The organism is Catenibacterium mitsuokai, from assembly GCF_025148785.1.
Taxonomy (GTDB): Bacteria; Bacillota_I; Bacilli_A; order Erysipelotrichales; family Coprobacillaceae; genus Catenibacterium; species Catenibacterium mitsuoka.
Genome location: NZ_CP102271.1, coordinates 1026463 through 1039563, shown reverse-complemented (window position 1 = coordinate 1039563; position 13101 = coordinate 1026463). Strand labels below are relative to the sequence as shown.

The 13101-nt window shown below is 35.5% G+C and carries 13 protein-coding genes; all 13 read right to left on the bottom strand.

The annotated features are described in order from the left end of the window. Position 1 precedes the first annotated feature (1 nt). On the bottom strand, positions 2-1444 hold the full coding sequence (gatA, locus tag NQ499_RS05180) for an Asp-tRNA(Asn)/Glu-tRNA(Gln) amidotransferase subunit GatA (RefSeq protein ID WP_006506604.1): 1443 nt from the start codon (positions 1442-1444) through the stop codon (positions 2-4). Beyond that, the gene (gene gatC, locus NQ499_RS05175; protein ID WP_006506605.1) at positions 1444-1734 is read right to left on the bottom strand and encodes an Asp-tRNA(Asn)/Glu-tRNA(Gln) amidotransferase subunit GatC; all 291 of its coding nucleotides are present in this window, start codon (positions 1732-1734) and stop codon (positions 1444-1446) included. Before gatC ends, gatA begins: the two co-directional genes overlap by 1 nt. A 10-nt stretch (positions 1735-1744) precedes the next feature. Continuing rightward, entirely contained in the window at positions 1745-2854 is a 1110-nt protein-coding gene (locus NQ499_RS05170) for a CamS family sex pheromone protein (RefSeq protein WP_006506606.1), read from the bottom strand. Next, a complete protein-coding gene (ligA, locus tag NQ499_RS05165) occupies positions 2851-4836 on the bottom strand; it encodes an NAD-dependent DNA ligase LigA (protein WP_040390126.1) in 1986 nt (661 codons plus the stop codon). The genes NQ499_RS05170 and ligA overlap by 4 nt, the downstream gene beginning before the upstream one ends. 60 nt (positions 4837-4896) lie before the next feature. Continuing rightward, positions 4897-7029, bottom strand: coding sequence for an ATP-dependent helicase (locus tag NQ499_RS05160; RefSeq protein ID WP_006506608.1), 2133 nt, complete (start codon positions 7027-7029; stop codon positions 4897-4899). A gap of 61 nt (positions 7030-7090) precedes the next feature. Then, a complete protein-coding gene (locus tag NQ499_RS05155; protein WP_006506609.1) occupies positions 7091-8011 on the bottom strand; it encodes a dihydroorotate dehydrogenase in 921 nt (306 codons plus the stop codon). Further along, positions 8004-8762, bottom strand: coding sequence for a dihydroorotate dehydrogenase electron transfer subunit (locus NQ499_RS05150; RefSeq protein WP_006506610.1), 759 nt, complete (start codon positions 8760-8762; stop codon positions 8004-8006). The genes NQ499_RS05155 and NQ499_RS05150 overlap by 8 nt, the downstream gene beginning before the upstream one ends. Position 8763: 1 nt before the next feature. Next, on the bottom strand, positions 8764-10029 hold the full coding sequence (locus NQ499_RS05145; protein WP_006506611.1) for a dihydroorotase: 1266 nt from the start codon (positions 10027-10029) through the stop codon (positions 8764-8766). 3 nt (positions 10030-10032) lie between these two features. Next, a complete protein-coding gene (coaD, locus tag NQ499_RS05140; RefSeq protein WP_006506612.1) occupies positions 10033-10512 on the bottom strand; it encodes a pantetheine-phosphate adenylyltransferase in 480 nt (159 codons plus the stop codon). Further along, positions 10509-11066, bottom strand: a complete 558-nt coding sequence (rsmD, locus tag NQ499_RS05135) for a 16S rRNA (guanine(966)-N(2))-methyltransferase RsmD (RefSeq protein ID WP_006506613.1) — start codon at positions 11064-11066, stop codon at positions 10509-10511. The genes coaD and rsmD overlap by 4 nt, the downstream gene beginning before the upstream one ends. Beyond that, positions 11047-11418, bottom strand: coding sequence for a YlbF family regulator (locus NQ499_RS05130; protein WP_006506614.1), 372 nt, complete (start codon positions 11416-11418; stop codon positions 11047-11049). Before NQ499_RS05130 ends, rsmD begins: the two co-directional genes overlap by 20 nt. Continuing rightward, complete coding sequence (locus tag NQ499_RS05125) at positions 11415-12641, bottom strand: FtsW/RodA/SpoVE family cell cycle protein (RefSeq protein ID WP_006506615.1); 1227 nt, start codon at positions 12639-12641, stop codon at positions 11415-11417. Before NQ499_RS05125 ends, NQ499_RS05130 begins: the two co-directional genes overlap by 4 nt. Then, on the bottom strand, positions 12638-12895 hold the full coding sequence (locus NQ499_RS05120) for a UPF0223 family protein (RefSeq protein ID WP_006506616.1): 258 nt from the start codon (positions 12893-12895) through the stop codon (positions 12638-12640). The genes NQ499_RS05125 and NQ499_RS05120 overlap by 4 nt, the downstream gene beginning before the upstream one ends. Between the last annotated feature and the right edge of the window lie 206 nt (positions 12896-13101).

Genomic DNA, 13101 nt, shown 5'->3' with positions numbered 1-13101 from the left:
TTTAGTCCTCCCTCTTATACTGGTTCTTGAATCCTAATGCTTCTTCTAATGCATAAGCAACATTCAAGACAGTCTGTTCTTCAAAAATACGTCCTGAGATATTAACAGCCACTGGCATATTATCTACAAATCCAGAAGGAATAGAGATAGATGGTGTACCTGCAAAGTTAGCAAGACATAACCAGTTTTCAAGAATAATATATTCATCGCTTAAGTAATCTTCAGCTGCTTCATCAATTAAAGGTGCAACACCTCCACCATTAGGTGCAATGATGATATCATAGTTTTCATAGATCTTATTTAATTCATCTACAACAAGTCTTCTTACTCTCTGTGCTTTTCTGAACATCTTTTCCTGATTTTCAGTGGCAAGAGCTAAGTTACCTAGAATAAATCTTCTCTTAATATGATCACCAAAACCATCAGTACGAGAATTGATCATAACGTCATCAGGAGTATCCCCCTGCTGTCTATCTCCATACTTGACTCCATCTAAGCATGAATGGTTACTTGTTGCTTCTGAGTTCGCAATAATTGTATATGTTGGAAGTAAAGTCTTCATAAGCTTCTTATCCATTTCAACATCTTCAACTGTTGCACCAAGAGACTTTAATGTTTCAACAACATTTTCAAAAGTCTTCTTTACTTCTTCATTTCTTACTTCATTAGATACAGTAGTTAAAACACCAATCTTTAAGTCAGAAATATCAGTTGTTAAGTTTTCTAAATAATGTGGTACTTCTCTATTTGATGAAGTCATATCGCGGTTATCTCTACCTGCTAATGCTTCAGTCACAATAGCCATATCACGCACATTTCTAGTAAATGCACCTACATGGTCTAATGAAGATGCATAAGGAATAACACCATAACGAGAGATTCTGCCCCAAGTTGGCTTGAAACCAACAATACCACAGAATCCAGCTGGCTTTCTGATTGAGTCACCTGTATCACTACCTAATGCGAATGGAATAAGACCACTTGCAACAAGTGCTGCAGATCCTCCTGATGAACCACCGGAAATACGTCTTGTATCCCAAGGGTTATGTACTGGACCAGTAAGTGCTGATTTGTTTGTACCACCCATAGCAAGTTCATCCATAGAAGCCTTACCTACCAAACCTACACCATGCTGATTTAATAAATCAACAACATGTGCATTGAATACTGGTACATAATCAGCAAGCATCTTACTTGATGCAGTTGTCTTAATACCTTTAGTGTTATAGTTATCTTTTAATACATATGGAATATGTGATAAAAGATCATCAGTCATAGGTGCTTCAATTGCTTTGTATGCTTCTTCTTCAGTAATAGTTACAAAAGCATTGAGTCTTTCCTGTTGTTTCTTTGCTTCTTCAAATAATTCTTTATAATATTCTTTTACATCTAACTCTCCGCTTTTGAAAAGTTCATGTAATTCTTCAATAGTATGTGTCACCATTATCCTACCACCTTTGGAACTCTAATCTGATTGCGCTGTACAGTCTTACAATTCTTTAATGCATCTTCTGTACTAATAACATGATTAGGTTCGTCCTCTCTTAAGAATGTTGTTTCAACCACATAAGGGAATGCGAGAGGTTCTACACCTTCAGTATCAATTTCATCAAGTGCCTGTACATGGCTCATGAATACTTCATACTGTTCTCTTAATGCTGGCATTTCTTCGTCAGTGATGTTGAACATGGTTTTTCTTCCTAGTTTTTTCAACATTAAATCTGTATCGTCCATAATTGACCTCCTACTGTTCTAATATAGATGTCTTTGCATCTTCGCCTTTTTTCTTAATAATCACAGCCATCAATTCATCCTGTGAATACACAAGAACCTTAATATTAAAGTCCTGTGTGAATTTACTATTAATGTTATCAGCAATCACTGAAGTCAGATATAGTAATTCTGTATATGTCTTGATATTCAAGTGTGCTGTGATTTTCATTGTCTGAATTGTATCATTGATGTAGTTGGCTTCACCAACTAAACCAGCCGCTTCTGTAGAAGCCTTCTTCAAGTTAGACTTGATTGTCGCAAAATCTGAAGCAGTGGCTGGATCTAACTTAGATGCACGAGAACTAGTAAAGAAGACATTTTCATGATTAACCTTCTTTAAAGTTCCAGCACTGCCACCTTCGCAAAATGCTTCATAAATATAATTACCATTTGTTTCAGATATTTCATTATTGTTAGCACGATATACACCAATCATAACTGGAATATCTGTTAATTTTTTCTTATTTGAACGGATATACTTATAAATCTTCTTAACACACTGCTGTGAATAGTTTCTTAACTTTTCATCGCTGAGCGTCACTGCAGGTGAAGAAAGTTTACCATCAATCTGTTCTTTAGGATCAAGAATAAGCGCAATAGAAATACCTTTTAATACATAACCAGAACCGCTCTTCTTATAATAATCCTGTTCAGTTAAATTAGATACAAGAACAGGACTCTGTAATCCTTCATAAGTCTTACCACTTTCTATCTGTAATGTATCAGGATATTTCTTATCTTCTTCTTTAGTTCCTGCCACATCTCTTTTTAGAAGATTATTATAATCGGTTGGTGTTAATTCTAATCCTTCTGATAAATAATAATCGTTTGTAGAGAAATGACTTGTGGAAAGAATCTGTAATCCTGAACCGATAGTTACTAAATCCTTTGTATTACTGAAGTTCAAATAGAATTTCTCACTATTTTTAGAACGTCCATTATTAATCATGTTGTAGTAATTACCATCAAATGTCTTAGCAGATGACTCTTTTGTACTACTTGATGTTTTTACTGTTTTGCTGGAGCATCCTGTCGCAAAAATAAGCATGATGCTAACAAGAGCTTTTAAAAATTTATTCATAGTCCGCTAGCCTCCTTAAATGCTGATTCATTCATGATTGAAATACCAAGATCAACTGCTTTAGTATATTTAGATCCTGGATTTTCCCCAACAATCACTAAATCTGTTTTCTTTGATACACTACCTGTGACATTTGCACCCTGACTTGTTAGATAATCTTTAATCTGTTTTCTTGTCATAAGTGTTAATGTACCAGTAATAACGACTGTCTTATCTCTAAATGGATTATCACCTTCCTGACGGACTTTTAAATAATCCATATTGAGTCCTAATTCCTTTAAATGTGCAATCAACTCTAAATTACGTTCATTACGTTTAAATGCTGCCAGAGAAGATGCAATTGTATCACCTACATCCTTAATACTTGTTAATTGTACATAATTTGCATTAAGAAGTGCATCCATTGAACCAAAATGATAAGCAAGTGTATCTGCCATCTTTGCTCCAATTCCTTTAATACCTAAACCAAATAAAAGCTTTTCTAGAGAATTTACTTTACTATTCTCAATTGCCTCTAAGAGTTTATCCATGGATTTCTTTCCAAAACCTTCAATGTCCATGATTTCTTTTTCATGTACACCAAGATGATAAATATCTTCAATACATGTCACAAAACCTAAGTTATAGAACTGTTCGATGATTTTATCACCAAGTCCATCAATATTCATTGCTTCACGACTTGCAAAATGAATCAGCTTCTCAATCTTCTTTGAGTCGCATTCTTCATTCACGCAATAATAAGCGGCTTCATTAGGTTTTCTTACAAGTAGAGAACCACATTTAGGACATACCGTAATCATCTTAAAAGGTATTTCATGACCAGTACGTCTTTCTTTAATAGCAGAAACAACCTCAGGAATGACATCTCCTGCTTTTCTTACAATAACATCATCACCTATACGAATATCTTTACGTATACAATTATCTTCATTATGAAGCGTTGCGCGCTGAACAAGTGAACCAGCAACTCGTACTGGTTCTAGGACTGCATTCGGTGTAATCTGCCCTGTACGTCCAATTGTGAAGATAATATCTTTAAGTTTAGTAATCACTTCTTCAGCCGGGAACTTATAAGCAATCGCCCATTTAGGTACCTTTGCTGTATAACCTAGTTTTCTTTGTGAATCAAGGTCATTGACCTTAATAACCACACCATCAATATCATAAGGAAGTGTTGGTCTGAGTTTTGCTACTTCTTCAATATAGTTCCATACTTCCTGAATAGTCTTGCACTTACGTGTATAAGGATTTGTCTTAAATCCAAGATCCTTGATTTTCTCTAAACATTCATAATGTGTAGAAGCATTTAATTGAGATGCTTCTGGCACATGATATAAGAAGGCATCAAGGCCTCTTTTTGCCGCCACACGACTATCTAACTGTCTAATACTGCCTGCTGCCGCATTACGACAATTCGCAAAGAGAGGAAGACCTGCATCAGTACGCTCTTCATTCAATCTTTCCAATGCCTTTTTAGGCATGATGATTTCACCACGTACTTCTAGTGGTCCTTTAAAATCAATGTGAAGAGGGATAGAACGAATCGTTTTAACGTTATGCGTAATATCTTCACCCACAGTTCCGTTTCCTCTTGTTGCTCCATACTGTAAAACACCATCCTGATATACAAGCGATACAGATAAACCGTCCAGCTTCAGCTCACATATATATTCTGGATTAGGAATCACATCAGTGACACGATCATTGAAGGTATAAACTTCATCTTCATTAAAGATATCACCGAGTGACATCATCATACGCTGATGTGTCACCTTCTTGAAACCTTCTAATACTTCTCCACCCACTCTCTGGCTAGGAGAATCAGTAGTGATCCAGGCAGGATTGACCTGTTCAATACGAATTAATTCTTCCATTAAACGGTCATATTCCTGGTCACTTACAGTAGGATTGTCCTGTACATAATATTCATAGTTGTATTTATTCAATAAGGCTTTTAATTCATTAAGTCTTTCAAATGACATCTTACTCATTCCTTTTCTTTTGGTATTATAACAAAATTCTCTCGATAATAAAACCGAAAATCAGTTAGATAAGCGCTTTAACGCATGATGATTTCCCATTAAGGTCTTGATTCCATGAGGAACTTCAAAGGCAACATCGACAAGTGGTCCATTGACTTTGACAACAACACCCTTACCAAATATATCATGATTAACTAAATCTCCCACCTTCCAGTCACTTACACCATTATCTCCAATTAAATCTGTGTAAGATTCATGAACATAATGACGTGTCTTAAACTTTGAAGGTCTTCCGACATGTTCGACATGATTTCGACCTATTTCATCTACAAATCGAGATGTGACCTTAGGAGATTGAGAGACAAAGCTAAAGCCTTGGCTATCAGTCAAATAAAGACGCTTTTTAGCACGTGTAAAGGCAACATAGGCTAGTCTTCTTTCTTCCTCTAATCCTTCATCTCCTCCTTCACTCATTGTTCTTTCAGAAGGAAAAATGCCTTCAGAGAGACCTGATACAAAGACATAGTCAAACTCTAGTCCTTTCGCCATATGAATACTCATAAGTGAAACATAGTCACCTGTCTTTTCTTCATCCTGAGATGTATAGAGCGCAATATCCTGTAAATATGATTCAAAATCAGGTGTTTCTGGATGAGTATTGACATAAGTATCAATGGAATTCTTTAATTCCATTAAGTTTTCAATACGGTTATCTTCCTGCCCATCCTTCATCAGTTTCAAATAACCCGTATCCTTTAATAAATCTTCATAAATATCTGCTAGACTCTTATCAGAGACTCTTGCCTTTTCAATTACTTCTACAAGTTCCTTTAAGCCTTTTTTAGCTTTACCACCTACACCTGTTTCATCTAAGAAGAAGCAGACTGCTTCATAATTAGAGATACCATGTCTTGAAGCTGTCAAAGTGATTTTTTCTAGAGTCTTCGCACCAATTCCTCGAGATGGTGTATTGACGACTCTTTCAAAAGATAAATCATCACCCATAACGACTAATCTAATATAACTTAAAGCATCTTTGACTTCTTTACGATTAAAGAATTTTAATCCACCAAAGATCTTATAAGGAATCTGTCTGCGAATCATTTCCTGTTCAATAGAACGAGATAAATAATTCGCACGATAGAGTACCGCAATATGGGATTCAGATACACCGGATTGTGTGATCTTCTGGATTGTATCACAGATATATTTTGATTCTGCATCCTCATTTACTGCTGCATAATGAATCACTTTATCTCCTTCTTCTAATTCAGAGAATAAGTCTTTTTCTAATCTGTTCTTGTTTTTCTTAATAAGATTATTAGAGATATCAAGGATTGTTTTAGTCGAACGATAATTCTGATCTAGTATAACAGTTTTAACGTTTTGATAGTCTTTATCAAAGTTCATGATATAGTTCACATCACTGCCTCTAAATGAATAGATTGTCTGGTCTGGGTCTCCTACAACACAGACAATAGAATCCTGGGCAAAGTAATGAATAAGGTTGTATTCAATAGAACCAACATCCTGGAATTCATCTACATGGACAAATTGATAACGTCTAGACCATCTCGATACAATATCAGGATTATCCTGGAAGATCTTTAATGTATTTAAAAGAAGATCATCAAAGTCCATCATATTGTGGTCTTCTTTATATTTTTCATACATGGCATAGATTTCTGCCTTATGTTTTTCTCCTGGCATATTACCCGCTAACTGTACGGCTTTGGCAGGAGAAACAAAGTTAACCTTATATGAAGAGATATAGTTGATCATAGATTTGATACTGATTGATTTTTGATCTATTTCTTTTTCTTTATATAACTTTTTTATAAGTGATTTCTGATCTTCTTCATCCATAATAATGAAGTTATGAGGATAACCAATGGCAGTAGAGTGTTGTCTAAGTACTCTGACACATAAAGAGTGGATGGTACAGATTGTTGTGCCTAAAGAGGTACCAAGAATAGATTCTACTCTTGTCTTCATTTCATTAGCTGCTTTATTAGTAAATGTGATAGCAAGAATATTATGAGGATTGACTCCTACTTCTTCAATTAAATATGCAATACGATATGTGATGACACGTGTTTTACCTGAACCGGCACCGGCAATGATTCTTAAGTGTCCATCTAGATAAGTGGCTGCTTCTAGCTGTTTAGGGTTTAATAATTGACTGAGTTCCATATTTATAATCCTCCTTATTCGCACCACTTAATATAACATAAAAAAGAGTGCTAGGCACTCTTTATTTATATTGATGTGATTTTCCAATAATATCAGTGATGTTTTCAATACCCATTGCATCAAGTTCATCATTCATTTCCTGAATAATACGAGGACATGCATATGGGTCTACTAAGTTCGCACAACCAACCTGTACAGCACTTGCACCTGCAATCATCATTTCGATTGCATCTCTACCAGTAGAAATACCACCCATACCAATAACTGGGATATTCACTGCCTGAGAGACCTGATAAACCATTCTTAAAGCAACTGGGAAGATAGCAGGTCCTGAATAACCACCTGTCTTATTCGCAATAATAGGCTTACCTGAACGGATATCAAAACGCATACCAACTAAAGTATTGATCATTGAGATTCCATCAGCACCCGCTTCTTCTACTGCTTTCGCAATTGCCACAATATCAGTGACGTTTGGAGATAACTTAACATAAAGTGGTTTAGTAATGACAGCTTTTACTGCACGAGTCACTTCTGCTGCCATAGCAGGATCAGTACCAATAGCCATTCCTCCTGCATGAACGTTAGGACAGCTGATATTTAATTCTAATGCCCCAATACAATCTTCTTTAGTTAATTTTGCAGCAGTCTGTACATAATCATCAATACAGCTGCCACCAATATTCGCAATTGCCTTACCTGAATAAACTTCTCTTAGTTTAACCAATTCAGTTTTAATGACTTCATCAACACCTGGATTCTGTAAACCAATCGCATTTAATAAACCAGAAGGTCCTTCCGCAATACGTGGAAGTGGGTTACCATAACGTGGTTCAAGTGTTGTACCCTTTAAGCTCATAGAGCCTAATACATTAATATCATAGAACTTAGTGAATTCATAACCGAATCCAAAAGTGCCACTTGCTGGAATAACAGGATTCTTCATATCAAGTCCTGGTAGTTTTACAGATAAATTAGCCATTGATAATCACCTCATCTGAAGAAAGAACTGGTCCTTCTACACAAATTCTCTTATATGGTTTTGTTTTTACTTTACATGAACATCCCATGCAGGCACCAAAGCCACATCCCATTCTTGCTTCAAAAGAAAGAGAACCATTATCTGGGAAGTTCTTTACTAATGCATCTAACATTGGTTCTGGACCACATGCATAGTAATGATCAAATGTTAAATTATTTTCTTTAATGGCATCAATGACTGTACCCTTAGTACCACAAGTGCCATCCATTGTAGAAATATAAGTAGGACAAAGCTTCTTGAATTCTTCTTCATAGAAGACATCATAAGAACCATTGAAACCTAATACTGCAGTCACCTTTACACCTTTTTCAATAAGTCTTTTTGCTAGACCATACATAGGAGGTGTACCACTTCCGCCACCTACTACGATAACTTCATTATAATCAGTATCAGTAAAACCATTACCTAGACCAATTAATACATCAAGTTTTTCTCCTGGTTTCTTTTCTGAAAGAATCTTAGTTCCTTCACCTCTGATACGATAGATTAGTTTAATATGTGTATCATCGTAATCTAAAATACTCATTGGTCTTCTTAAGTATGGCTGAAGTGAGTCATTGATCTTAATATTGATGAACTGCCCAGGTGCTGTAATAAATGAAGCCCCTTCTCCTTCAAGTTCCATTTCAAATAGACCAGGAATTAATTCTTTATTGTAGTTGATTGTAAGAAAATCCTGATAATTCTTCATTTTATTCCTCCACTAATAATTGTCCATCGACAATATTCATAATTAATTCACCTTTTACCTTCCATCCTAAGAAAGGTGTATTGCATGCTTTAGATTTTAAATCTTCTTCTTTGATTGTATATTCCTTATTTAAATCAAAAGCACATAGATCAGCCTTCATACCTTCTTCAATAGAAGCATCTAGGTTAAGTGTCTTTGCAGGGCCAGAAGTCAAGCAGTCAAGAACTGTTTCGAGCTTAATAAGGCCTTCTTCTACAATATATGTATAGATTAATGGGAAAGCATGCTGTAAACCGATAATACCAAATGGTGCTTTATCAATTGGTTTATTCTTTTCATCTCTTGAATGAGGTGCATGGTCTGTCGCAATAACAGTAATGACGCCATCATTAACGGCCTTAATAATCGCTTCACGATCTTCTTTTGTACGAAGAGGTGGATTCATCTTATAGTTAGGATGACAATCCTGGATGTTATCTTCAGTTAAAATCAGATGATGAGGTGATGTTTCACCACTAACTCTTTCACCACGTGCACGGCTTGCACCAAGTAATGCAACTGTTTCTTTTGTAGAAATATGACAGATATGGTATCTGTTGTGAATCTTATCTACAAGCTGTAAATCACGGTCTACCTGCTTATATTCACTTGCACTATTGATACCAATTAAGCCATGCTCTTTAGCATAATGACCTTCATGAATGCAGCCACCATGTAATTCAGATTCATCTTCACAATGAGCGACGATGATAGAATCAAGTGCTTTTGCACGTGTCATGGCTTCTTCCATCTTTTCATCTTTCTGAACACCTTTACCATCATCTGAGAAACCAAGAACGATTGGCTGTTTGATATTTTCTTCCATATCAACAACCTTCTGACCCTTTAATTCTTCTGTGATAGCACTATAAGTATATGTTTTGACCTGTGCATCCTTTTCGCAGCGTTTTGTAAAGTCTTTAATTGTTTCCTGATCATCCATACAAGGTAATGTATTGGCCATTGCAACAATCGTTCCATATCCACCATAAAGTGCGGATGCACTACCAGTAGAGATAGTTTCTTTATGTTCAAAGCCAGGTTCACGAAGATGTGTATGGATATCAATAAAGTTATGAGATAAAAGTGCTCCATGAAGATCAATCACTTTATCTGCTTCTTCATTACATGCACCAATCTTCTTGATGATGCCATCTTCAATCAATACATCTGTATCACTGAATGATTCATGACGATACAAATGTGCATTCTTTAATAATAAACGCATAATCTACCCCCTGTATTTTTTAATTAGTTTTTCTTCAACACATGCTGGTACAAGACCTTCAACACTATGATTATGAGATACAATCTCCTTCACAAATGATGAAGAGACAAATGTATAAGCAAGTCGAGTCATTAAGAAGACTGTTTCAATGCCTTCATCTAAATACTGGTTTGTAAAGCACATCAAAGACTCATAGTTATAGTCTTCTGTTGCACGCAAACCACGTACAAGCACCTGCGCTCCCACTTCCCTTGCATACTCTACAGCAAGAGCACTGCTTTCGTCAATGACAACATTAGGAAACTGTTTTGTTGCTTCTCTTAACATTTCTATACGTTCTTCTACAGAAAATAAGCATGTCTTATGTGGATTAATAAAAATAGTCACATAAAGTACATCATACATCTTAGAAGCACGTTCAATAATATCAAGATGTCCATTTGTGACAGGATCAAATGTTCCCGTATATACTGCCTTTATCAAGATGAAGCCCCCTCATATTTCACGATTTGAAGACATGTGATACCATAATTGTTTTCTTTAATAAGTCTAAAAGGTGCTTCGTATTCAAGCTTCTCTTCAGTTAAATCTTCTATCACGAGAATACAACCATCCTTCAAGTTTCCATTATCCTTAAGTGTATGAATAATATCCTTATTAATCTTCATACCATAAGGTGGATCTAATAAAACAAGACTAAACTGAATGCCTTCTTCCTTAAAAGTTCCTAAAGCCTTACGATAATCGGCTTTCATCACATGTGCATTCGTAATCTTTAAATTATTAATATTCTCTCTAATAACTTGAAATGCCTTATATTGTTTATCTACTGCATAAAGTTCATCCATTCCTCGGCTTAACGCTTCAATGCCAAGTCCGCCACTTCCTGCAAATAAGTCAAGACAGATTCCTCCATCAAAATAAGGACCAATCATATTATAAAGATTCTCTTTATTTTTATCTGTTGTAGGACGTGTCAGCTTAGAAGGCACCGCCTTTAGCTGTCTGCTTTTATATTTACCTGCTATAACGCGCATAACTTCTTCCTATCCTTCCCTTTGCGAGTTCATCACTGATATCATCAAAGACAATTGTAGTGATGTCATCTAACATTTCATTGAGTTCACCATAAGCACTCAAATATGCATTCATCTCTGGTATACTGTAGAGTTCTCTTCTTATATTTGTGATACGTTCCTGAAGCTCTTTCGTATCACAATAAGGGCCAAAACGTGCTAAATCTTCTTTTTCTTCATTTAAGCGATTCATTTCACGCATCAAAGACTCAACCTCAGGTAATTTAAATACTTGAAGTGAATCATGATATGACTTGAAGCACTCTTCTTCTTTAATTGCTTCTATAAGTTCATTAATTGATTCATAAATCATAATGATTTCTCAATAGCCTCCTGCTTCTTTTCACGATTATATTTCGCAATAAGAGCCTGAGCCACACCAATACAAGTTAAAGCCATTAAAGTCGATGTACCACCGGCACTAATTAATAGTAAAGGTACCCCAGTCATTGGAATAAGACCAGATACACCACCTACATTGACCATTAAATGTACAAAGAAGTAGCTTGCGATACCAATAAGAGTAAGTTTATCTCTTGATTCTTTCATACAGAAAGCATATCTAAATAATCTATAGATAATAATAGAGTAAGGAATAAAGAATGCCGCAAAGCCCACTAGTCCTAATTCTTCCACAATAATAGAGGAAATAAAATCGTTCTGTGCTTCCGGAATATAACCGAATTTCATAATAGAATTTCCGAAGCCACGACCAATCAAGCCGCCATTTGTATAGCCTACAAAACCATTGATAATCTGATAGTTGGATCCATAAATATCTTTTAATGGATTCAGCCAAGAAGCAATACGTGCCATCTGATGACCTTTTAAGAAATGTTCATGAAATAAGATAAAGACAAGTACTGCAAGAAATACAAGAAATAATCCAATAATCTTATAAGGACGATAATATTGAGATGGAGTCGCAAAGAACAGACAGGCAGACATGACGAGTAGAATCAAGCCACTTCCCATATCCTTCTGAACTTTCCAGCAGATAAAAAATGCGAAAAAAACGAGAAGTGCAGGAAAAGCAACACAAAGCACAAATTTACGACGAACGAGTTTTTTTCTTTTTTCAGCTGATAAGCGATTTGAGATACGGACTTGATCAGGTAAAACACCAAATATATAGCTCAATATAATAATCATAACAAGTTTCATAAACTCAACAGGCTGAATAGTAATAGGACCTATCTTGATCCAGGCATGGGAGTTATTAATTGTCCACATAAGACAGGCAAGCATCATGAGTATACATATCACATAAGCTGAAAGCATGATTGTTTCGCTTATGCGACGTGTTTTATAGGCACGTGCAAATAGAAACATACAGAAAAAGCCACCAGCAACAAAGACACATTGTTTCAATAAGTTAATAGTCGCAAAATTGTACCCTCTACTTGCCGACATACCTACAGAAGCATCACCAATCATGACAATCCCAAAACAGGCAAGAAAAATCGCACAGGCATAGATGGTTTTATCTGTACCAGTACGTTTAAACATCATCTGTAGCTTCTTGACAAAGTTCATAGTTTAACCCACTCTTCTTCCTGAGCGCGTTTGAAAACTTTATAAATAGAATAACCAGACGCTTCTTCAAAAGCTTTATCTAATTGCTTCTGTAATGATTTAGAGTCTGCAATAGATGTAAAAGTACGGTAATGTTCCATGAATTCTTTAGAACTGATACCTTCTTCATAAGCCTTCTCTACTGCGTTATATAGTTTCACAACATCGATAATTTCTTCAGTTGACCAATCTGGATCTAATGGATAATCGTACATATTAAAATACCTCCTATGTTAAAAATATTATACATGAAATAAGCTTAAAAGAAAATAGGCTATACATAATTGGAAAAAGCGAAGGAGTCTGTTATAAATTAGTGGCGAAAAAACCATAGGCTTGCCTATGGGATGAAAGCCACATAATTTTACTTAACAGTTTTGTATAAAGTAAAATATATAATGTATGTATAAAAACAGAAAGA